16 protein-coding genes are annotated in these 24,203 nt (G+C 43.6%); 4 read left to right on the forward strand and 12 right to left on the reverse strand.

What is annotated here, in order from left to right; all coding sequences use genetic code 11:
* The first annotated feature begins 143 nt into the window (after positions 1-143).
* Both mlc and K08M4_RS05200 read left to right on the forward strand, forming a co-directional pair.
* Positions 144-1,361: a sugar metabolism global transcriptional regulator Mlc gene (gene mlc, locus K08M4_RS05195; protein ID WP_086049085.1), complete on the forward strand. Its 1,218-nt coding sequence runs from the start codon at positions 144-146 to the stop codon at positions 1,359-1,361.
* A gap of 166 nt (positions 1,362-1,527) precedes the next feature.
* Positions 1,528-2,469, forward strand: coding sequence for a chemotaxis protein CheV (locus K08M4_RS05200; RefSeq protein WP_009848992.1), 942 nt, complete (start codon positions 1,528-1,530; stop codon positions 2,467-2,469).
* A 197-nt stretch (positions 2,470-2,666) separates the two neighbouring features.
* Here the strand turns inward: K08M4_RS05200 and K08M4_RS05205 are convergent, their stop codons facing one another.
* The 4 genes from K08M4_RS05205 to K08M4_RS05220 form a co-directional block, all read right to left on the reverse strand.
* Entirely contained in the window at positions 2,667-5,744 is a 3,078-nt protein-coding gene (locus K08M4_RS05205; RefSeq protein WP_086049086.1) for an error-prone DNA polymerase, read from the reverse strand.
* A 109-nt stretch (positions 5,745-5,853) separates the two neighbouring features.
* The gene (locus K08M4_RS05210) at positions 5,854-7,323 is read right to left on the reverse strand and encodes a Y-family DNA polymerase (protein WP_016783826.1); all 1,470 of its coding nucleotides are present in this window, start codon (positions 7,321-7,323) and stop codon (positions 5,854-5,856) included.
* A 3-nt stretch (positions 7,324-7,326) separates the two neighbouring features.
* Entirely contained in the window at positions 7,327-8,034 is a 708-nt protein-coding gene (imuA, locus tag K08M4_RS05215) for a translesion DNA synthesis-associated protein ImuA (RefSeq protein ID WP_010437334.1), read from the reverse strand.
* Between the two features lie 154 nt (positions 8,035-8,188).
* Positions 8,189-8,929 (reverse strand): YciK family oxidoreductase, encoded by a 741-nt coding sequence (locus tag K08M4_RS05220; RefSeq protein WP_010437335.1) that lies wholly within the window; start codon positions 8,927-8,929, stop codon positions 8,189-8,191.
* 143 nt (positions 8,930-9,072) lie between these two features.
* On the opposite strand from K08M4_RS05220, the gene sohB reads away from it, so the two are divergent.
* Complete coding sequence (gene sohB / locus K08M4_RS05225; RefSeq protein ID WP_022570679.1) at positions 9,073-10,134, forward strand: protease SohB; 1,062 nt, start codon at positions 9,073-9,075, stop codon at positions 10,132-10,134.
* Positions 10,135-10,340: 206 nt separating this feature from the next.
* On the opposite strand, the gene K08M4_RS05230 is transcribed toward sohB, so the two are convergent.
* From K08M4_RS05230 to K08M4_RS05265, 8 genes are all read right to left on the reverse strand, one after another.
* Positions 10,341-11,921 carry a SpoVR family protein gene (locus tag K08M4_RS05230; RefSeq protein WP_086049087.1) on the reverse strand — a complete coding sequence of 527 codons (1,581 nt, stop codon included), beginning with the start codon at positions 11,919-11,921 and terminating at the stop codon, positions 10,341-10,343.
* 11 nt (positions 11,922-11,932) lie between these two features.
* Entirely contained in the window at positions 11,933-13,204 is a 1,272-nt protein-coding gene (locus K08M4_RS05235; protein ID WP_086049088.1) for a YeaH/YhbH family protein, read from the reverse strand.
* An 83-nt stretch (positions 13,205-13,287) separates the two neighbouring features.
* Positions 13,288-15,222: a PrkA family serine protein kinase gene (locus K08M4_RS05240; protein WP_029222896.1), complete on the reverse strand. Its 1,935-nt coding sequence runs from the start codon at positions 15,220-15,222 to the stop codon at positions 13,288-13,290.
* Between the two features lie 443 nt (positions 15,223-15,665).
* The gene (locus tag K08M4_RS05245; protein WP_086049089.1) at positions 15,666-16,166 is read right to left on the reverse strand and encodes a YfbU family protein; all 501 of its coding nucleotides are present in this window, start codon (positions 16,164-16,166) and stop codon (positions 15,666-15,668) included.
* A 220-nt stretch (positions 16,167-16,386) separates the two neighbouring features.
* A complete protein-coding gene (pflA, locus tag K08M4_RS05250; protein WP_086049090.1) occupies positions 16,387-17,127 on the reverse strand; it encodes a pyruvate formate lyase 1-activating protein in 741 nt (246 codons plus the stop codon).
* Between the two features lie 163 nt (positions 17,128-17,290).
* Positions 17,291-18,292 (reverse strand): lipid A deacylase LpxR family protein, encoded by a 1,002-nt coding sequence (locus K08M4_RS05255; protein WP_086049091.1) that lies wholly within the window; start codon positions 18,290-18,292, stop codon positions 17,291-17,293.
* A gap of 208 nt (positions 18,293-18,500) precedes the next feature.
* On the reverse strand, positions 18,501-20,777 hold the full coding sequence (pflB, locus tag K08M4_RS05260) for a formate C-acetyltransferase (RefSeq protein WP_086049092.1): 2,277 nt from the start codon (positions 20,775-20,777) through the stop codon (positions 18,501-18,503).
* A 307-nt stretch (positions 20,778-21,084) separates the two neighbouring features.
* Complete coding sequence (locus K08M4_RS05265) at positions 21,085-22,626, reverse strand: DUF3360 family protein (RefSeq protein ID WP_009846317.1); 1,542 nt, start codon at positions 22,624-22,626, stop codon at positions 21,085-21,087.
* A 790-nt stretch (positions 22,627-23,416) separates the two neighbouring features.
* Between K08M4_RS05265 and K08M4_RS05270 the strand changes: the two genes are divergently transcribed.
* A complete protein-coding gene (locus tag K08M4_RS05270; protein WP_004736532.1) occupies positions 23,417-24,187 on the forward strand; it encodes an ABC transporter ATP-binding protein in 771 nt (256 codons plus the stop codon).
* The last annotated feature ends 16 nt before the right edge of the window (positions 24,188-24,203 follow it).

Genomic DNA, 24,203 nt, shown 5'->3' on the forward strand with positions numbered 1-24,203 from the left:
TACGGATTTTTCTCGAACTATTTGACTAGATACACAAAGATTCATGTATATACGTGATACGGGTCACGGCGATATACCAAGTGACTTCACAATTACTTCGCAAAGTAAAAAAATTACCGCGTTGATGATTTCTGGAGCGTAAAATGTACATGGCTCAACCGGGCCATATTGATCATATCAAACAGGTCAATGCTGGTCGTGTATATAAACTAATTGACCTTAGAGGTCCTATTTCTCGTATCGATCTGTCCAAGCAAAGTGAGTTGGCTCCGGCGAGTATTACTAAAATTACCCGTGAACTCATTGAAGCTCACCTTATTCACGAAACGACGGTTCAAGAAGCCACGACTCGTGGGCGTCCTGCTGTCGGTCTGCAAACCAATAACGAAGGTTGGCAGTTTCTGTCGATGCGTCTTGGTCGCGGATACTTAACGATCGCGCTCCATGAATTGGGCGGCGATGTACTTATCGATACTAAGATTGATATTCATGAACGTGACCAAGACGATGTGCTTGCGCGTCTTCTGCATGAAATTGATGAATTTTTCCAAACTTATGCGGAGCAACTCGATAGGGTAACAAGTATTGCGGTTACGCTACCGGGTCTTGTGAATTCTGAGCAGGGGATTGTGTTGCAGATGCCACACTACAACGTTAAAAACTTAGCGTTGGGTCCTGAGATCTACAAAGAAACAGGTCTACCTGTCTTTATTGCCAATGATACCCGAGCCTGGGCATTAGCAGAGAAGTTGTTTGGCCACTCTCAAGACAACGATAATTCCGTTCTTATCTCGATTCACCACGGTGTAGGCGCCGGGATCATTCTTGACGGTCGAGTATTGCAAGGTCGCCACGGTAACATCGGTGAACTGGGTCATATTCAGATCGATAAACAAGGCAAACTTTGTCATTGTGGTAATCATGGCTGTTTAGAAACGGTCGCGAGTTCTCAGGCGATCCGTGAACAAGTGAAAGAGCGACTGGCTAATGGTGAAGCATCGTCATTAACTGTGTTTGAAGATGTCACTATTGAACAGATTTGCGCTGCCGCTGCCGATGGCGATCCATTGGCTGTTGAAGTGATTGAACAGTTAGGTCGTTACTTAGGTGCCGCGATAGCTATTGTGATTAACCTTTTCAACCCTGAGAAAGTCTTGATCGGTGGTGTTATCAATCAGGCTAAAAGCGTGTTGTACCCTGCGATTCAAAAGTGTATCGAAGAGCAAAGTTTATCGGTTTACCATCAAGATTTAGAGCTGGTGGAATCTCGATTCTATAAACAAGCCACCATGCCAGGTGCGGCGCTTGTTAAACAAGCTTTATATGATGGCCAATTGTTAATGAAAGTGATTGAAGGCTAACCCCTTTTTATCGTTTTTAGCCTTCCTTGAATCCTTTCCATGCACTTAAACTATGTATAACAGCATTTGTTGTACTTAGTTTAAGCATCTGTGTATTTGCGCTTTGCTTTAACCTATCGAATTAGGCTATTGTAGCCACAGTTATTATTAGTCACTAAGGTGTTGTATGTCTGGCGTTTTAAATTCGGTTGATCAGAGAACTAAACTCGTCGGTGAAAACCGTCTGGAACTCTTGTTATTCAGCTTAAATAGTCGCCAATTATTTGCGATTAACGTATTTAAAGTTAAAGAAGTCTTAAAAGTGCCTGTACTCACTCGCTTGCCAGGCTCTCATCATCATATTACGGGTGTTGCTTCTTTACGTGGTGAATCTGTTCCTGTTATTGACTTACGCAGCGCGATTGGTTTCCCACCATCACGTGATGAGACTCAAGAAAATAACTTGATCATTACCGAATACAACCGAACCGTACAGGGCTTCTTGGTTGGACAAGTTCGCAATATCGTGAATACGACATGGACAGAAATCCAGCCGCCACCAAAGACTACGGGTCGAGCAAACTACTTAACTGCTATCACGCACATCCAAGAAGAAGAGCAGCACAAAATCGTTGAGATCATCGATGTTGAAAAGGTGTTAGCCGAGATCATCGACTACGATGTGTCGATTTCTGACGGTGTTCTAGATCAGCAGTTAGCGAATGAAATGGTTGGCCGTAATGTGCTTATCGTTGATGACTCTTCAACAGCGCGCAATCAGATCAAAGGCACCTTGTCGCAACTTGGTTTGAACATTATCGAATGTTGTGACGGCTTAGAAGCACTGACTTTACTTAAGAAGTGGTGTGATGAAGGCAAAGACATCAATCAAGAAATATTATTGATGATCACCGATGCTGAAATGCCAGAAATGGATGGCTACAAACTGACTCACGAAGTTCGAACTGATCCTCGAATGCATGATTTGTTTATTACGCTAAATACTTCATTAAGTGGTAGTTTCAATGAAGCCATGGTTGAGAAAGTAGGGTGTAATCGCTTTATTTCTAAATTCCAACCAGACCTCTTAGTTGAAGTGACTCAAGAGCGAATGCGTCAGATTTTATAATTAGTGCAGTTGCATGGTTTGTTTCGAATAACCTTGACGAAAACGTTCGCTAGTATTCGATGCAGCATATTTTAAAACTGAATATGCTTAACGACTAACGTAACTTTTTGCACACAATCTAAGGGAAGCGGATGCTTCCCTTTTTCGTTTCTAGCGTTTGTTGGACGGCTACTTGATTCGTTAATGAAAATGATTCGTTAATGAAAATCTCGGGACTTGGTGTTCAAACCAACAATTTCATCGGTAATATCGATGAGCTTCCCAGCAATCACATGCACGACTTCGCCTTCCTTCTCTAAGACCCCTTGCACCTTTAAAGCCTTCGCTGTCAGATAAGCTTGTTGCTGTGCGCGTGCGGTGGCTCCCCATACCACAACGTTAATATTGCCCGTGTTATCTTCTAATGTGACAAAGGTGACACCGGCTGCGGTGCCGGGTGACTGCTTACCAGTGACTAAACCAACAACCGTGACCATGGATTTATGTCTTTGTTGTTTTAAGTCTTTCATATGTGTGAAGCGGCCTAATCGATTCGTTTCTTCTAGTAAGGTGATAGGGTGCTTATTTAGCGAAATCCCGACACTACTGAAATCCTCTAATAAATTTTGCATTTCACTGGGTTGATGAAGTGAGTGTTTTATGTCGTCGTGAACTTGACTAAATAACGGTAAGTCAGATGCTGAATCCATCAGTGCCCAACGAGTTTGGAAACGATCACCGGAAACATTGTGTAGCGCATTGGCCGAGGCGAGCAGTTCGATGTCTTTTTTATTGATCGATAGTTGCTTAACCTGACTCGGATGGCGATAACCGGAGCGTGGGCGATTGGCGAGAATACTCTGAATGCCATGTTCGCTTAGGCCTTTGATTTGTCGTAGCCCTAAGCGAATCGCTAAACCATTCTGATGTTCAACGACTATGTGGTTGTCTTGTGAGGTGTTCACACATACTGGAAGAATCGCCACATTGTGTCGTTGTGCGTCTTGTACCAACTGTGAAGGGCTATAAAAGCCCATGGGTTGGCTATTGAGCAAAGACGCGTAGAAACATTCTGGGTAGTAACATTTCAACCAAGCTGAGCAATAGGCTAAAACGGCAAATGAGGCGGAATGGCTTTCTGGAAAGCCGTATTCACCAAAACCACATATTTGTTTAAATATCTGCTCAGCAAACTCTGTCTCATAACCGCGATTTTGCATGCCCTCGATGAGCTTGTTTTTGAACTTAAAGACGTTACCATTTTTCTTCCAAGCCGCCATGGCGCGTCTGAGTTGATCCGCTTCTCCACCTGTAAACCCTGCTGCCACCATCGCGAGCTTAATCACTTGTTCTTGGAATATCGGCACACCTAAGGTGCGCGACAGTACCGATTTAACATCCTTAGATGGATAGCTGATTGGCTCAATACCATCTCGACGCTTTAAGAATGGGTGAACCATATCGCCTTGAATAGGCCCAGGGCGTACGATAGCGATTTGAATCACCAAGTCGTAATAAGTCCTTGGTTTGAGCCTTGGCAGCATGCTCATTTGCGCGCGTGACTCAATTTGGAATATACCGACCGTGTCTGCTCGTTGAATCATGCCATAAACCTGAGGATCGTCCTTGAGGCGAGTGATCTCTGCGATGGTGAGTGATCGCCCGTGAATGCGTTTGATCAGGTCGAAGCACTTACGAATCGCAGAAAGCATACCAAGCGCGAGTACATCGACTTTAAGCAGCCCTAAGGTTTCAAGATCATCTTTATCCCATTGAATGATGGTTCGATCGTGCATAGCTGCATTCTCGACGGGAACCAATTCGTACAAAGGCCCAGAAGAGATCACAAAGCCACCAACGTGCTGAGATAAGTGACGTGGAAAGCCGATGATCTCATTAACTAAATGGATAAATTGCTGACCTTTCAAAGAGTCCGGTTGCAGCCCCAATTGAGTTAATTGAGCCTGCCAACCTAAGCTTTTGTCTCTGCGGTTGGTGTTCTTTATGAAGTAATCCAGCTGAGTTTCTTGTAGCCCTAAAGCTTTGCCGACATCTCTTACTGCACTTTTGAAGCGATATGAAATGACCGTTGCGGCAAGTGCTGCGCGTTCTCTACCGTATTTTTTGTAGATGTATTGGATGACTTCTTCACGGCGCTCATGCTCAAAATCGACATCAATATCCGGCGGCTCATCACGTTCTTTACTGATGAAGCGTTCAAATAATACTGAGATCTGTCTTGGGTCGACAGAGGTGATTTCTAAGCAGTAACAGACCACGGAATTGGCCGCTGAACCTCGACCTTGGTAAAGAATCCCTTGGCTTTTGGCAAACATGACGATGTCGTGGATCGTGAGAAAAAAGAAAGGGTAGTCAAGCTCGTCAATCAGCCCCAGTTCTTTCTCTATGATTTGTTGAATGTCGTTAGGCACGCCTTGCGGGAAGCGAGCTCGTTTTCCTTTTTCGACTAACATGCGTAGATAACTCATGGGTGTCTCACCTTGAGGAATCAGCTCGCTTGGGTATTCGTAGCGCAAGCTGTCTAACTCAAACTCGCACAGCTCTGAGATTCGGTTGCTCTCTTCTAGCCACTCAACTTTGAATATATGAGAGAGCTTATTAATACTTCGTAAACAGCGCTCGGCATTAGCGAGTAAGTGACTGCCCACTTCGGTAATAGGTTTTTGGTATTTTATCGCAGTGAGTGAGTGCTGTAAGGGTAAGCGGTTAGCATTGTGCATCAGCACGCCACCACAAGCGGTTATCGGCAGTTGATGATGGTGTGACATCTCGACGCAATAGTCGATGTACTGCTGATCGGTTTGCTTTAGGTGTCGTTGTAAGCCGATCCAAAGCCGGCCTGAATGATGCTGAGAAAGCCATTGCCCCCAGTGTGCATCTTCATTTTTCTGTTGAGGGAGCCAAACAATAAAGCAGTGCTTAGCCGACATGATATCCCACTCAGAGAGTTGATAATGTCCTTTACTGCTACGACGTCTCGCATTGGTAATAATACGACACAGCTCGGCATAGGCTTCTCTGTTTGGGCATATCAAGATCACTTGGCACTCTTCATTTAACCAAAACATGCTCCCGACAATTTGTTTGAGCGACAGTTTATGTTGCTTGATTGCTGAGTGAACCTTAACGATGCCCGCCAGCGAGCACTCATCAGTAACTGCGAGCGCTTTGTAACGTAAGAAGTCGGCCTGTAAAACAAGCTCCTCTGCGTGTGAAGCTCCTTCAAGGAAGGAGTAATTACTTTGGCAAAATAGCTCTGAGTATTGCTGAGACATAACGTAATCTCACTTAACCATTGCGAGTGAATATGATTGAAAAAGGATGTTGAAGTTCAATAAGCAGAACGGACGAGATAGCGAAGTTTCTTACTTTCTGTCTTACAAACTAGCTAAATAAGCCGTGCAAAAACCACTGTTTATCTGGTGTTCTAAATATCCAGAGCCATCGACCGTTTTCACTGTGAGCAATAAAGTAGTCACGAATGATCTTCTCTCCGTCCCACCAGCCAGACACAATGCGCTCAGGGCCTTGAGATAAGGTGACGCTTTCGGTTAGTGCTTCGGGCTCTGGCAGTAAAATACTGGGCCTGAGTCGTTGTTGGTTGACGCTGAGAGCTATGGTTTGTTGCTCGCTCCCTGAGGGAGTTTGTCTCTTTGACACAGGTTTACTCAGTGTTGGGAGTGAATACTGATTGGCCTTTTCTGGCCTTGGGTCGTATTGTATTTTCGGTGTTTGAATGCAGGCTTGCCCAAGCTTTGCTTGCAGTAGTGAGAGCAAATCTAACGTGGCAAGTGTTCCTGTGTTACCATCAAAAAGATCATGGTAGGCCATTTGCGGTTCTCCATGACGAACCAAGGATAGGGTCAGCCCCTGAACCGGTGCTGTGAGCTTTAGTGATTCTAAGGTGAGATGCGTGAGATTTGCCCACTTTGTCGCAAGGTAATCACCTTGTGCTGAATAAAAAGAGACAGGGTGGTCGTCTTTATTTCTTAGGTGCAAAGTCAGCGTTAACTCGAAAGCCACTCGGTCACGTAACCTCAAAAAGCATTCGAGCTGATTCAACAATTTCAGCAAAGGCTTTTCGATGAATAGGATGTTTTCAATATCAAACAGCAGCTCCAAATATTGTTGGAAACTCTCTGGTGGATGATAAAAATCAATAGGGTGCTTGAACTGCCCATTAAGACGACCCACATAGTTCACCAAGTCGATATCAAAGCGGCGCGCGACATCTTGCAAAGGCAGCTTTAATAGGTCTTCTACGACATTGATACCAACACGATTCAGGCGCTCAACTTGTTTAGCAGGAAGCTCGCTTGAACTCAGCGCCTGCTGACTTACCCAAGCTTTCATTTGCTCAACATTGTTCGTCGCTTGGTTGATGGATTGCTTGCCTAAAAGGATTGCAGAAAGCGGCGAATAACCCGTGGCAAAGCTGAACTGGATATTGAGCGTTTCTAAATGGCTTTTGAGTTCATGCCAGTAGTTATCTAGCCCATCGTAAAGCGACAGCATGTTAGAGGCCTTAATCAATAATCCATTAGGTGGCAGTAAGGCCATGTCGGATGTAACCAGATAGGCCCATTGAGCAATCTCTTTCAGCTTATTTTTCTCTAGCTCAATGATGTAAGGGTGAACGTGTAAGTTATGGCAAAGCGCCGCTGCAGATCCTAGCCCCATACCTAGTGTTATGCCTGATTCCAGCGCGGCTGGGTTAGCTTGCAGCACATGGTGATCTTTTTCATCCACGATGATAATAGGTTGTTCGCGTGAGTCTTTGCTTGAACCCAATTCATTAGAGTTAAACAAGGTATCCAACTGCAGAGATGGAAAGTGCAGATAAAGCCACAACATACGCTAGCCTTGCTTTGCAATAGGAAAAGCAAGCACAGTGTTACCTGACAAAGCACGGTCTAAGTTGTCTTCATAAACGACTTGCTCTGTGAGTAACGGCCAGTTATGTGTCATGTCTAGAATAAAGCTGCCATACGACCAACTGCCTTTTCTTTTGGTGATCTCAACCTTTAACCCTTGAGCGTGAGAAGACAGCTTCATGCTTAAAGAAACGGGTAGGGATAACTGATTATGGCTGGTAGCTTTAAAATGAAATTGCAGACACTTACCGGTTTCGCTTGCTGCTTGCAGGCGCTTGGTTTGGTGGATTTCGAGATTGGTTCCCCATAACAATACAGAATGACAGGCACCACTCTTGAGGCACTGTTCAGCGGCCCATAATGCATCGAGGTCGCGTTGAGGCTCGATAACGAGAATATTTTCTAGTTGAATCCTTTGGCTGCTAAAAAACTCGGCACCTATTTTCCCTGGCGGGTTAATGAATATGGCCAGTTTCTGTGAGTTTTGTTGAGCTAAATAAGGAGTGAGTAGACGAAGTTCACCGATCCCTTGTTGTGACTCAACTTCAATAACGCCGTGCGTTGGGAAGCCGCCATCAAGTTGCTTATCCAATTGAGGATAGCCTGTCGAAGTGGTACTTCCTAGCGTTGTTGATTGTAATCCTTTCCAGATTAACTGGCGGTCTTGTAAGTTTTTTATTAGTTCATGCATAATTAAATACCTGTATATACATACAGTATATTTAACAATGAAAAAGATGCAAAGCAAAATGACGAAAATTAGCGGAAGTAAGCGTTAGATGATTGATTTGGATATAAAAAAAGCCGCTATTAAAGCGACCTCTTGTTATTGCTCATAATATCAGCTACTTAGGTTGAGCATCGATACATTGGCCATTAATGTCTGTCACACTTGGGTTCATTAAGTGTAGATAAAGCGGGATGATGTCGAGTGGCGTTTTTAACTTGTTCGCATCTTCACCTGGGTACGCTTTTGCACGCATGCGTGTTTGAGTGCCTCCTGGGTTAATTGCGTTTACACGGATGTTAGTGTCTTCAAGCTCGTCCGCTAGGATTTGCATCATGCCTTCTGTTGCAAACTTTGAAATTGCGTAAGTGCCCCAAAACGCACGGCCAGAGTGACCAACCGTTGAAGAGGTAAAGACAATACGACCGGCTTCCGCTTTTTTAATAACTGGCAGTAATGCTTGAGTCATTAGAAATTCAGCTTTAACGTTGATTTGCATGACGCCATCAAACGTTTCTTCATCGATTTGATTAAACGGACTTAACGTGCCAAGCACACCTGCGTTATGCAGTAGACCATCTAAGCGACCGAACTGAGATTCAATGGTTTCAGCCATGTCGATGTAGTTCTGTTTCGTCGCGCCTTTTAAATCCAGTGGGATAATCGCAGGTTGCGGGTAACCAGAACTTTCGATTTCGTCGTAAATCAATTCAAGGTTTTTGACATTGCGGCCTAACAGAATGACAGTTGCGCCATGTTGAGCGAAACTTAGTGCGGCTTGGCGACCAATGCCAGCACCGGCACCTGTAACCAAAATTACTTTATCTTTGAGGGCATCTGTAGAGATTGGGTAATCCACTGTGCTTATCCTTCTTTCTTTTATTATGTTCGTCATTCCATTGATGTTAAATCACACAGATAACCGCAGGAATGATGAGAAATTCTTGGTAATCGTGACAAGATGGTTACAATACACTAATTCATACAATAGGGGATATGACATTGGAATTTTTGTTGGACTACGGCTTGTTTTTAGCCAAGATTGCGACAGTTGTAATCGCCATCATTGCAATTTTAGTGATTGCTAAATCGGTGGGTGGAAAATCAAGCGCGATTAAAGGTGAGCTGGAAATCACGAACCTATCTGAACATCACAAACAAACGATTGAGCAACTTGAGCACCATCTACATGATGATGCTTTCATCAAAGCCCGTGATAAAGCAGAAAAGAAAGCGGAAAAAGAAAAAGTAAAATCACGTGGCAAAGAAGTGAAAAAAGCAGCGAAAGAGGGTGAGCTTGATAGCAAGCGTGAACCACACCTATTCGTTCTCGATTTTAACGGCAGCATTGATGCGAAAGAAGTGGCTTCGTTACGTGAAGAGGTAACGGCGGTGTTGGCTGTGGCTCGTGAAGGTGATGAAGTATTGCTTAAGCTTGAGTCTGGCGGTGGCATGGTTCACGGCTATGGTTTGGCGTCTTCTCAACTTGATCGCATCAAAGCAGCAGGTTTGCCTCTAACTATCTCGGTAGACAAAGTAGCCGCGAGTGGTGGTTACATGATGGCATGTATTGCGGACAAAATTGTATCTGCACCGTTTGCTATTGTTGGCTCTATTGGTGTTATTGCTCAACTGCCAAACTTCAATAAATTGCTTAAAAAGCATGACATTGAGTTCGAACAGCTAACGGCGGGTGAGTACAAACGCACGCTTACTATGTTTGGTGAGAACAGCGATAAAGCACGCGAGAAGTTTAAAGAAGAGCTCGAAGAGACGCATGGCTTATTCAAAGACTTCATCCGTGATCACCGCCCAGCACTCGATCTTGAAAAAGTAGCAACGGGTGAGCACTGGTTTGGCACACAAGCGCATGAACTTGGGCTAGTGGATGAGATCAGGACTTCTGATGATTTAGTCGTAGCAGCATGTAAAGACAAGACGGTTCTAGCGATTCACTACGTACAAAAGAAAAAATTATCAGATAAGCTAGCAGGCGTTGCAGGTAAATCTGCAGACAGTGTGCTGATGAAGTTGATTGAACGTGGCCAAAAGCCGATTGTTTAAGCTTATTTAGCTTTAGCTCTAGTATCTAGGTTTAGTGCCTTGCGTCTATTGAAGACGTTTGAGCCTTAAAAAGAAAGCGCATAAGTCATCAGACTTATGCGCTTTTTATTGCTCCACTTCCGAGCGGGTTTAACCACTATGTTGTAGGGGGAGCGGAGTCTTATATCAACCACTTACCACTTGCCATTTACTTCTTGTGATTGGCATTAAATCTTGGCTCCATAATCATTGCGCTTTGGACAAGTGGTCAGAATTTCTCTATGACCCGTATCTTTGACTTCCTCCAAAATTACATCAAAGCCCCATAAACGATAGAGATGTTTCATCACTTCGTCGTAGCCTTTATCAAGCGGGATACGGCCGTGAGGCACATACTGCAGTGTCATTGAACGATCACCACGAACATCGACATTAAACACCTGAATATTCGGCTCAAGGTTGCTTAGGTTGTATTGCGCCGCAAGCTTTTCACGAATCAAGCGATAGCCCGGATCGTCGTGAATAGCGCTTATCTCAATCGTGTTTTTGCGGTCGTCGTCGAGCACAGAGAACAGTTTAAAGTCTCGAATGATCTTTGGAGAAAGATATTGGCTGATAAAGCTTTCATCTTTGAAATTGTGCATGGCAAAGTGCACCGCCTCTAACCAATCACTTCCGGCTAATTCAGGGAACCACTCTTTGTCTTCATCGGTTGGTTCTTCACATATGCGTCGAATGTCTCTAAACATGGCAAAGCCAAGCGCATAAGGGTTTATCCCACTGAAATAGGGGCTGTTGTAGGCGGGTTGTGCGACCACGCTGGTGTGGCTGTGTAGGAATTCTAAGATGAACTTATCACTCACCAAGCCTTCGTCGTAAAGATGGTTAAGAATGGTGTAGTGCCAGAAGGTTGCCCAACCCTCATTCATTACTTGAGTTTGTTTCTGAGGATAGAAGTATTGGCTCACCTTGCGAACAATACGAACACACTCACGTTGCCAAGGTTCAAGCAGTGGCGCGTTTTTCTCAATAAAGTAGAGAATGTTTTCTTGAGGCTCACTAGGGAAACGGTTCTTGGTTTCTTCTTCCTTACTTTTGTTCTGAGGAACGGTTCTCCACAGCTCGTTCACTTGAGATTGCAGATAAGCTTCGCGCTCTTCTTGTCTTGCGGTTTCTTCTGCAATGGAAATCTTCTCAGGGCGTTTGTATCTGTCTACACCGTAATTCATGAGAGCATGACAAGAATCGAGAAGTTTCTCGACTTCAGCCACACCATACTTTTCTTCGCAATCGGTAATGTACTTTTTCGCAAACAATAGGTAGTCGATAATCGAGCTTGCATCCGTCCAAGTCTGGAATAGGTAGTTGCCTTTAAAGAAAGAGTTATGACCATAACAAGCATGAGCCATTACCAACGCTTGCATCGTGACCGTGTTCTCTTCCATCAGATATGCGATACAAGGATCTGAATTGATCACGATTTCGTACGCTAATCCCATTTGGCCGTGTTTGTAGTTTTGTTCTGTCTGGATGAACTTCTTACCAAAAGACCAGTGGTTGTAATTGATGGGCATACCAATACTGGAGTAAGCATCCATCATCTGCTCAGAGGTAATCACTTCAATCTGGTTCGGGTAAGTGTCTAAACGGTAATGCTGCGCCACACGCTTAATTTCTACGTGATATTGCTCTAAGAGGTTGAACGTCCAATCTGGACCATCAGGCAGCATCTTGTCGTTTCTCTTCTGTGTCGCTTTGTCTCTATCGGCAATGTTTGATTTCTCTGCAACGTTTGATTTTGCTGTCATGGCAAGCCCCCTTACGCTGTCTCTTTCTGGAACAGTTCTCTAAACACAGGAAAAATATCATCCACTGTTTTAATGTTTTTCATGGCGAAGTTGTCAAAGCTACTCTCGAGTTTTTCGTACTCGTGCCAAAGCGTTTGGTGTGAACGGCGGGTAATCTCGATGTAAGAGTAATATTGGCAAGTCGGCAATAGCGTATTGACCAGCAGTTCTTTACAGCGAGGCGAGTCATCAGCCCAGTTATCTCCATCAGAAGCTTGTGCTGCGTAGATGTTCCACTCATTAGCAGGATAACGGTCTGCGACAATTTCTTTCATTAGTTTCAGTGCACTAGAAACGATGGTGCCGCCAGTTTCTTGTGAGTAGAAAAACTCATGTTCGTCGACTTCTTTAGCCTGAGTATGGTGACGAATAAACACTACATCGACGTTTTCGTATGTGCGATTGAGGAATAAGTAAAGCAGTACGTAGAAGCGTTTTGCGATGTCCTTGGTGGCTTGATCCATTGAGCCCGATACATCCATTAGACAGAACATTACCGCTTGGCTGGATGGAATAGGGCGCTTCTCGTAATTTTTGTAACGTAAATCGAAAGTGTCAATGAATGGCACGCTCTCAATGCGTTTACGCAGTTCGGCGATCTCTTCTTTTAGACGTGTTTCTTCAAAGGGTTGTGCAGGCTCAGTCATTTTAACTTGGTCGAGCTGCTCCATTAGAGTATTTAATTCACGCTTTCTGCCCGCCGTCATCGCCGTTCTTCGAGCGAGAGATTGTTGTAGAGAGCGGACAATAGCGATGTTAGATGGAATCCCCGCGCTTTGATAACCAGAGCGGTGTGTTTTCCATTCGGTGATTTTGTTGACCTGATTCTTCTCTAGATTAGGAAGAGCTAAATCTTCAAAGAGAATATCAAGATATTCATCTTTTGAAATTTGGAAGGTGAATTCATCTTGGCCTTCGCCATCAGGGCTAGCATCACCTTGGCCTGCGCCACCACCTTGACCGCCACCTTTAGGGCGTTCAATTTTATCGCCCGTGATGAACTGGTCATTACCTGGGTGAACTCGTTCTCTTACGCCGCCTTGACCTTGGTGAAAGCTTGGTTCTTTGATGTCTTTATGAGGAATAGTGACGTCTTCACCGGTTTCAGTATTGGTGATTGAGCGTCGGTTAACTGCATCGGCCACAGATTCTTTGATTTGCTCTTTATGGCGTCTTAAGAAGCGCTGTCTATTTACAGCACTCTTATTTTTGCCATTGAGCCTCCGATCGATAAATTGTGCCATAAGAACTCCCTCTCAGCTGATGTCGCGATCCTACTTTTTTATTATGTACGAGCTGCTCACTTGAACAGCTCAGTACCGTTTGGTTATGAGGATTTGCGAACTCTTAGGTACCACTCGGATAGCAGTCTAACTTGTTTCTCGGTATAGCCTTTTTCCATCATACGAGCAACGAAGTCGTCATGTTTTTTCTGATCATCCGTTGAGGTCTTAGCATTGAACGAAATAACAGGAAGTAGCTCTTCTGTGTTGGAGAACATTTTCTTCTCAATCACAGTGCGCAGTTTCTCGTAGCTCGTCCACACCGGGTTTTGACCGTTATTGTTGGCTTTGGCACGAAGCACAAAGTTCACAATTTCATTTCGGAAGTCTTTAGGGTTACTGATCCCAGCTGTTTTCTCGATTTTCTCTAGTTCACCATTCAGAGAAGCACGGTCAAATAGCTGTCCTGTTTCTGGATCGCGGTACTCTTGGTCTTGAATCCAGAAGTCCGCGTAGGTGACATAGCGGTCGAAGATATTCTGTCCGTACTCAGAGTAAGACTCTAGGTAAGCGGTTTGAATTTCTTTACCAATGAATTCTACATAACGCGGTACTAGGTATCCTTTCAAGAACTCAAGATACTTCTCAGCGGTTTCTTGAGGGAACTGCTCACGTTCGATTTGTTGTTCAATCACGTAGAACAAGTGAACCGGGTTTGCCGCCACTTCTGCTTGGTCGAAGTTAAATACACGAGACAGGATCTTAAAGGCGAAACGCGTTGATAGCCCAGACATGCCTTCGTCAACACCTGCGTAGTCTCGGTACTCTTGGTAACTCTTCGCTTTTGGATCGGTGTCTTTTAGAGTCTCACCATCGTAAACCCGCATTTTTGAGAACAGAGAAGAGTTTTCAGGCTCTTTTAGTCTCGATAGGATGCTGAATTGCGATAGCAGATCGAGTGTGCTTGGTGAACAAGGGGCTTTGGAGAGTTCACTGTGCTCAAGCAGTTTTTGGTAGATCTTAACTTCTTCAGAGACACGCAGACAGTAAGGAACTTTTACAATGTACACACGGTCGAGGAAGGCTTCGTTGTTTTTGTTGTTACGGAAGGTCTGCCACTCGGATTCGTTTGAGTGAGCCAGAATCATACCGTCAAATGGCAGTGCAGAAAGCCCTTCGGTACCGTTGAAGTTACCTTCTTGGGTTGCTGTTAGAAGTGGGTGCAAGACTTTGATTGGCGCCTTGAACATCTCCACGAACTCCATCACACCTTGGTTTGCTTTACACAGCGCACCAGAGTAGCTGTAGGCATCAGGGTCATCTTGAGAGAAGTGCTCAAGTTTACGAATATCGACTTTACCAACCAGAGACGAGATATCTTGGTTGTTTTCATCACCAGGCTCTGTCTTCGCAATCGCAACTTGGTCGAGAATAGAAGGGCGCAGTTTGATGACTTTGAATTTGGAGATGTCACCACCGAAATCATGGAGGCGTTTCGCTGCCCAAGGTGACATGATGGAGCGTATGTAACGTTTCTCTATTCCGTACTCTTGTTTCAAAAGATCGCCATCTTCGTTTACGTCAAATAGACAGAAGGGGTGATCATTCACTGGGCTTCGCTCACCATCGGCAGACAGCACATAGATTGGTAGCTTTTGCATCAGTGCTTTGAGTTTTTCAGCAAGGGAAGATTTACCACCGCCCACAGGGCCAAGTAGATAAAGGATTTGCTTACGTTCTTCTAAACCTTGCGCTGCATGTTTTAGATAAGAAACAATCTGTTCAATCGCGTCTTCCATGCCGTAGAAATCTTTAAATTCACTGTAGCGCGAGATGACACGGTTCGAGAAAATACGACTTAGTTGAGGGTCTTGAGCTGTGTCAATGACCTCCGGTTCGCCAATGGCAAGTAATAAGCGCTCGGCAGCATTCGCGTAAGCACTTTTATCGTCTTTACACAGCCCTAAGAACTCTTGCAATGTCAGCTCTTCTTCCTTGGCTGCTTCATAACGTGATTGATAGTGGTCAAAAATACTCATAGTCACATTCCCCTTGTTAACCAGTCAAAACTGACGAGCGATTGAAAAATAGGCTCTCCCTACATTTTAAGGTTAGACCCGCTTCCACAATTTTGCTTAACAATTATGTATTTATTTACAATTTTGCGTGTGAAAAACGTAGCGAGAGCAATAGGCAATTGAGGCTCTTAGAATCAAGTTATTTTACATTCGAGGGGATTTGATCGTTTGTTTTAAGATTTTAGGGCGTTTAACAATAGTTATGCTGGATTGATGCCTGTCAGACGTATATCTGAACCTTATCGATATTCGTGAGTGGTTAATTAGATACTTTATAAGTCACTGTGTTTTTTGATGTTGTTGGCGTTTTTTAGCCCTGTGACCCGAATAAAAAAGGGTTACTCATCATGAGTAACCCTTTTTTGAAACTTTATAAGCCCAGTTAAAGCTAATTTTCTAATGCATTAAGCACTAAAAATTTGAGATAGCTCTGTCGCACATAGGTGGTATTGACGAGGGCAGTTGCGCCATGTTGTTAGCATGCGACGGTATTTCTCTAGCATTGGCATTTGGCTATTGAAGTGGTGATCAGCTTTGTCAAATTGAGGATAAAGACCTTCAGAGTCAACAAGGAAACGTACGTAATGTACGATTTGCGCTTCAGATGCGATATCGAAACCTAAGAACTGTAGACGACGTTGATCAACTTCAGCACGCTCTTGATCTGCAAGCATTTTATTTGACTCTTGCATGGCATGGTACATTTCCATGATGTCGATAACTTCGCGACATTCTGCTTCAGTCAAACAACCAAATTCTTTGTTAAGCTCACGCATTTGGAGTTCATAACCACGTTCTACAATCGTTTGTAGACGCTGGTATTTAGCTGAGTTCTCAGGATCCATTTGAGACATAAGGTAGTATTGATTTGATAGAATTAGACGCTGAGCATTGGTCATTTCCATGGGAGGAACCTCACTAAAAAACTAAATGTTATATTATTTGTTGCAGTAAGAGTAACAGCATTCCTAAGAGTGGAAACATGATCTCAACACGGATTTAATATGATTTTTTGAATTGATAAACAAAAGTTGTAAAGAAAAGTGAAAGGATTGTTTGGCTCATAAAAGAAAATGCCCCAATCGAAATTGAGGCGTTTGAAATCACTATTAACGTAAGTCTAAATTAGTATTTTACGTTTGAATGGTATTGACTGAGGATAGCTACAATCTCATCCATTTTCTCTTTGCTTGGCGGGTTTGTACCTTCAAGAGGGTAGTCGTGCCCCAATGCTTCCCACTTATGAGCACCTAGCTTGTGGTAAGGAAGCAGTTCTACTTTTTCGATGTTATCCATGTCCTTGATGAATTCACCTAGAAGATGAGCATCTTCAGGACTATCCGTGTAGCCAGGAACAATCACATAACGAATCCACGTCTTCTTACCTATTTTGTGTAGGTAGCGTGCAAAATCCAGAGTACGTCTGTTTGATACACCAATGAAATCGTGGTGAATTTCATCTCGCATATGTTTAAGATCCAGCATGACCAGATCAGAGGCTTCTAGTACTTCATCGACCACTTCAGTGTGTTTACGAATATAGCCATTAGTATCAAGACAAGTGTGGATGCCTTCTGCTTGCGCCGCGCGGAAAAAATCACGAACAAACTCAGGTTGTAGCATCGCTTCACCACCAGAACAGGTGATACCACCGCCTGATGCTTTCATGAAATGACGATAAGATTTTGCTTCGTTGATGATTTCTTCGACCGTTACTTCCTTTCCGTCATGAAGATCCCATGTATCGCGATTATGGCAGTACATACAACGCATTAAGCAGCCTTGAAGAAACACAATAAAGCGGATACCAGGGCCATCGACAGTACCACAAGATTCGAATGAGTGAATGCGACCAGTTGTAGACATGAGCTATTCTCGTAGAGGAATTTATACCGTTTATTTTATTACAAAAACGGCACATAAAATAGGGTCAAATGGTAACTAGGTCTTTAAAAATAAAGGCAATCACCAGTGAAGATGATTGCCTTTATTAAACTTGAAAAGTAGGCGATGAAAGCCTTTTCTATGGCTAGAAGAAAGCAAACATAGTGATGCCACCAGTACCGTATATTGACTTTGTTGCTTCTTCGTAATCGGGTGTTTTTGCCGTGAGTGCGAAAGATGCACCAACGTATTGGTTATACCAAGCAATACCAAGTACAGCTGTTGCTTGAATGTTCTCTAAGGTTACATCGTAGATAGCGGGATCTTGGTCGTTTTTCTTTGCGTAATCATTAACACCGGAGCGATCCCCTTCGATAGTCAGGTCATTAAATCGGTAACGCCCTTCAAGGCCAGCGTAAGTAAACCAACCTGTATTTGATGCACCTATCATGCCTGCTTTGAATGGGTTTTCTGTGCTGATGTTAGCTGCGCCAAAGTTGCCGCCCAAGTCAGTACCCCAACGGAACATAAACCCAGTAGAAATGTCGCTTCTAAAATTACCAACGTTGATCTCTGATACGTTAGAGATTTCGAAGTCAGTATTCGCTAACGCTTGATTACGCATTAGGTTGAAATGACTTAAGTAACCAAGGCTACCTGCGTACTCATCATCAACTTGATACTTCCAACCCATAGGTTCGTCTGATTTAGTGATTGAGTGAACCAGTTTTTGAGCGTCTTCGGAAAGTGCTCGCTCGCCTGTAGTACCAAACGTGATGTTAAAACGCTGGGCTTGTTGTGGGTTCAAGCTGATGTAGTTGAATTCTGTATGTAGGTAACCTGCGTATGGACGATCATTGGCTGATGGTTTTTCTAATTCAATGTCAGAAGGCGTGTACATCTTGTGACCAATGGTGATTTCCCACTTATCTAAAGAGCTTGCGCCCCAATAGGAAAGGCTCAATGGTTTTACCCAAGCGTATGGCGTAATACTTGACGATGTGTAACCCAGAAATAAACCGTTGGTATAGTCTTGGTCGACACCAAAGATACCATCGTTGTCTAACGCAAAAGTTAGCGTAGAGCGTTCAGATGCCAGTGATGAACAAGAGAGGAGAATCAGTGGTAAATAACGAAGGTATTTCATGTAGCGGTTACTCTAAAATGATGAGCAGAAATAGTACCGTAGTTTGAGTGGTTTTGTAGAAAAAAAGTGAACGGAAGGGGGCTTTTCTGCTCAATCTAACACTTTGAGAGGCTGGTTAAATCAATACGATTTATGCCAGATATAAAAAAGCCCCGCACATTGGCGAGGCTAATTAATATTACTGAGTAATCAGTTTAAGCGTTTAAGCTTATAGAGACTCAGTAAATGTACGTGCGATTACGTCAGCTTGCTGCTCTGTAGTCAGAGAGTTAAAGCGTACAGCGTAACCAGAAACACGAATCGTTAGCTGAGGGTATTTCTCAGGGTGCTTAACTGCGTCTTCAAGAGTTTCGCGGTTAAGAACGTTTACGTTCAGGTGTTGACCACCTTCAATGCCAGCTTCGTGGTGGAAGTAACCATCCATTAGGCCTGCAAGGTTAGCACGTTGGCTATCTTCTTCTTTACCTAGCGCGTTTGGCACGATAGAGAAAGTGTAAGAGATACCATCTTGAGCATCAGCAAACGGTAGTTTACCTACAGACGTTAGTGAAGCTACAGCGCCTTTCTCATCACGACCGTGCATTGGGTTAGCACCAGGAGCGAAAGGAGCGCCAGCACGACGACCGTCTGGAGTGTTACCAGTTTTCTTACCGTAAACCACGTTAGACGTGATAGTAAGAACTGACTGTGTAGGGATTGAATCACGGTAAGTCTTAAGCTTACGGATCTTGTTCATGAACGTAGAAACTAGTTCACAAGCAATGTCATCTACACGAGAGTCGTTGTTACCGTATTTAGGGTAATCGCCTTCGATTTCGAAGTCAGTTGCGATGCCATCTTCGTCGCGGATTGGTTTAACAGTCGCGAATTTGATTGCAGACAGTGAGTCAGCTGCAACAGATAGACCAGCAATACCACAAGCCATGGTACGACGAACGTCACGGTCATGAAGAGCCATTAGAGAAGCTTCGTAGCTGTACTTGTCGTGCATGTAGTGAATGCTGTTTAGTGCAGTCACGTATTGCTTAGCTAACCAATCCATGAATGTGTCTAGGCGACCCATTACGTCATCGTAGTTAAGTACTTCGTCAGTGATCTTGTCGCCAACTGGGCCAACTTGCATTTTAAGCTTCTCATCAACGCCGCCGTTGATTGCGTAAAGCATAGTTTTTGCAAGGTTAGCACGAGCGCCGAAGAACTGCATTTGCTTACCAACGATCATTGGCGATACACAACAAGCGATTGCGTAATCATCAGAACCAAGGTCAGGACGCATTAGGTCATCATTTTCGTACTGGATAGAAGAAGTATCGATAGATACCTTCGCACAGAAACGTTTGAAGCCGTCAGGTAGTTGCTCAGACCAAAGAACAGTGATGTTTGGCTCTGGAGAAGGACCCATAGTGTATAGCGAGTTTAGGAAACGGAAGTTCGAACGCGTTACTAGCGTACGACCGTCGATACCCATACCACCCATAGATTCTGTTGCCCAGATTGGGTCGCCAGAGAATAGCTCATCGTACTCAGGAGTACGTAGGAAACGAACCATACGCAGCTTCATTACGAAGTGGTCGATCATTTCTTGTGCTTGGTCTTCTGTGATTTTGCCAGCAGCGATATCACGCTCGATGTAGATGTCTAGGAAAGTCGAAGTACGACCTAGAGACATTGCAGCACCGTTTTGAGATTTAACAGCAGCTAGGTAGCCGAAGTAAGTCCACTGGATAGCTTCTTGAGCAGTTTGAGCTGGCTCAGAGATATCGAAACCGTATTTCTCAGCCATTTGCTTGATTTGACCTAGAGCACGATGTTGCTCAGAGATCTCTTCACGCAATTGCATTGTTGCAGAAAGATCTTCGCCGTTCTCGAAACGCTCTTGTAGAGAAGCGAATTGAGCCGCTTTGTCTTTCATTAGGAAATCAATACCGTAAAGTGCAACACGACGGTAGTCACCAATGATACGACCACGGCCGTAAGCATCAGGAAGACCAGTCAGAACACCAGACTTACGACATTTTAGGATATCAGGAGTGTAGATATCGAAAACGCCAGCATTGTGTGTTTTGCGGTATTCTGAGTAGATTTTTGAAACCATTGGGTCAAGAGTTTCACCGTATGCTTTACAAGAACCTTCAACCATACGTACACCACCGTTAGGGATGATTGCACGTTTTAGTGGCTTCTCAGTTTGTAGACCAACGATAGTCTCAAGATCTTTCTCAATGTAACCTGCATCGTGAGCAGTAATGGTAGAGATAACAGAAGTATCGAAATCTACAGGTGCTTTAGTTGCGTTTTCCTGTTTGATACCTTCCATTACCGAAGACCAAAGCTTGTTAGTTGCTTCAGTACCCTCAGAAACTAGGAAAGACTCGTCGCCTTCATATGGCGTGTAGTTCTTTTGAATGAAATCACGAACGTTTACTTCGCTTTGCCACTCACCTGCAGCAAAATCTTCCCAAGCTTTAGCAAATTGCTCTGCCATGACATACCTACCTTTTTAGTAGAAAAAATACGTACATTAACACTGTTGAGCCAGTGCCCCTCGTAAGGGTAGTACACTCTTATTAATAACAATATATATGAGCATATGAGCGTCATATGGTTATATATATTGTCACTACCTTTTATATGTTGTCTTTACTCTATGTATTCAAGACTACGCTAAAAAATTTCTGTAAACCTTAAACTAAATCAATAAATGCCAAAAAAAGTTGAAAAAATTTGAGTGGCAGGGGTTGCCACCCAAACTTTTTTTTAGTCCCAATGCTACTTTTGTGTAGTAATGAGCATTATAGCCAAGCTTTTAGGCCATATTGACTTTCTAGCATACCAACGGCAAGCATTGCTACTAAACAGATAACTAAAACGCCAACTGGGATTACAATCTTATCTACAAATGATAGACGCTTCGCACGCTCTTTATCACCAATTAGACCGTTGTTATCAAGAAGCATAGTCAGAGCCCATGCTAATACAGGGTTAACAACCGCTGAACCGAAGATACAGATACCCGCTGCTTGAGAATCCTTTGAATCCTTAACCATTTGCATACCCGCTTCAAGTAGAGGTAGAGATACACCTACAAGTAGCGCAACACGCATCACTGGTGGCCATACTGCAACGTCCATTGGGAAACCAAGAATCGCAACAATAATACATAGAGAACCAAGCAAGATTGCGCCGCCAGGAATTGGACGTTTCGCGATTGCTGCTGGGATCATGTAAGTACCCCAAGAAGAAGTGATGTTACCACCACCAACCGCTGTACCCACCATTTGACGAACTGAACACATAGTCATAGTGTCATCAACGTCCATCAGAACTTTTTCAGACTTTTTAGGGTAGTTTAGTTCTTGGAAGATACGGTGACCTAGGAAGTCAGGTGACCACATCGCTACCGCTAGGATTGCAAATGGTAGAGAAGCGATGAAGTGTTCAACGTTTGGCAAGCCAAGCATCCAACCTTCAGAAGTCGAACCCCACCAGTAAACTGGGTTTAGGTTTGGGATACCCATTTCAGTTTCGAATACGATATCGAAACCAGCGCCCAATGCTAATGCAATAGCAAGGCCTGTGAATGCACAAACTGGGATAGCTAACCAACGCTTGTTCACTTTTGCTAAGAAAGCATAGATAGCAATAGTAATAGCAAGAACGATTAAACCAACGTAACCCATGCTGCCCGCTTCAACCGTAGAAGATTGAAGACCAACCGCCCATGCTTGAATCGAGTTAATTTGGCTCATGGTACCTGTTAGGCCTAAGAAAATGAGCAAGCCACCAGCGGTACCTTCCGAAGTCAGGTTAACCAGCTTGGAGCCGCCTTTTAGGAAACTTAGGATTAGACCGAAGACACCGATAAGGATTGCCAATGCAAGAGGGTGAGCACCAGCGAGAGCGATGGTACCAATAAGAGGGATCATTGGGCCGTGGTTACCGGCAAGGTTTGCTTTAGGGTTGAAGAAACCAGAAGCAAGGATACAGAACAGCAGTGCAGGAATCAGCATTTCTACACGAGCAACTTCAATCGCGAAGTCTTTACCTAGGTTTACGTGATCCCAAGCTTGAGTTAGGCCATCAGCCCAAGACATCATTACTGCTGAGTACATCGCGATGATACCGATGGTACCAGCAAGTGCAGGAACAAGATCTTCAAGTTCAAAACGGAAATCACGGCCTGGAAGGTTTAGGCCAAAACGACGAGGCTTCATGATTTGAAGTTCGTGATCTAAGTAATCTGAGCGGCTCTCAAATTCAGAAGCAGGGCGGTGTAGCTCTTTATAGCTTTTCTCTTCTACTTCAGAGTTCGCATTATTCACAACGTCTGACATAGATTCCTCATATTTTTATGTTAGTAATTCAAAAATTGAATTATAAAGTTTCGCGTAATTGCGTTATTTATTAGTTATAACTTATTAATATTATGTTGCACGGTTTTGGTGTGCTTTATGCAGCTAAGTTAAAAGAAATGTTCGGCATTTTTAATGCCTTATTCTTTGCTGCTGAGTCTAACAAGCTTACCCTTTAGGGTGATTGATCTTGATCACTTTATGAGTTTATGTGAAAGAAAGCTACAAAACGAAGCGATTCATTAACGTACCGTTGATGAATTGTGTAATTAGTTTTCACAAATTGACGTTACCTATCTTCTTCATGTCTTGCCCTATATAGCATGAGCTGAATAGCTCTTACTTACTGAGTTATTTCACTATTAGCCACTTATCTCTTAGTTGCCTATGAAGTTTTAATCACTCAATCGCTTTCAAATAACGTTCTCATCGAGTGAGTTTGGTGTACTAATGCGCGTGTTAGATTTCGTCGGCAGCGCAGTTTTTAAGTTCACAAAACGTGTTTTTCTTGTGAGGCATCAAGCTACGAGAATCTCATTTGATTAACTTTATTTAAACAATGTCAGAGTTGTAATTACAGCTTGTTGATACATTTCATTCAGTAAATTGAGACTAAAACGCTATTCATTGCATAATAAGTCAGAGTTAATCGCTATTTATTCCTAATTATTAGGTTAATAATTTGTTGCATGTTGTTCCGTGTGGTGCTAGTTTGTATCGCATGAAAAGGTCGGAGTACCTTGCATTTTCACAAACTTGGGAGAGAAAGCGCATGAAAGATGTACCAGCGCTGGACATAAAGGATTTACACAAAACGTTTGGTCAAAATGAAGTTTTAAAGGGAATTTCACTTTCTGCGCATAAAGGCGATGTAGTATCGATTATCGGATCTTCAGGGTCGGGTAAAAGTACTTTCCTTAGATGTATCAACCTTTTAGAGACACCTACCGCTGGCGAGATTTGGGTTAATGGTGAATTAATTCAAATGAAAAACAACCGCCAAGGTGTTTCTGTTCCTGCCAATGAAAAACAAGTACAGCGAATCCGTTCTCGCTTGGCGATGGTTTTTCAGGGTTTCAACCTGTGGTCTCACCTGACCGTTCTCGAAAATGTTATCGAAGCGCCTGTTCACGTCTTAGGTGTACCTAAAGCACAAGCGATTGAAAATGCAGAGTTACTACTGAAGAAAGTAGGCCTGTATGAGCGTAAAGATTACTACCCAGGTCATTTGTCTGGCGGGCAACAACAACGTGCTGCTATTGCGCGAGCACTAGCGGTAGATCCTGAAGTGATGCTTTTTGATGAACCAACATCGGCACTTGATCCTGAGTTAGTAGGGGAAGTACTTGGTGTAATGCGCGATCTAGCAGAAGAAGGAAGAACCATGCTTGTGGTAACACATGAAATGGCTTTTGCTCGTGACGTATCAAATCATGTGATGTTCTTACATCAAGGCTTGGTGGAAGAACAGGGCGATCCAGCTAAACTGTTTACTGAGCCTGAATCTGAGCGATTACAACAATTTATATCATCGATTTACTAATCAGAATTGAAATGCT

Origin of the sequence: Vibrio syngnathi, assembly GCF_002119525.1 — a bacterium.
Lineage (GTDB): Bacteria > Pseudomonadota > Gammaproteobacteria > Enterobacterales > Vibrionaceae > Vibrio > Vibrio syngnathi.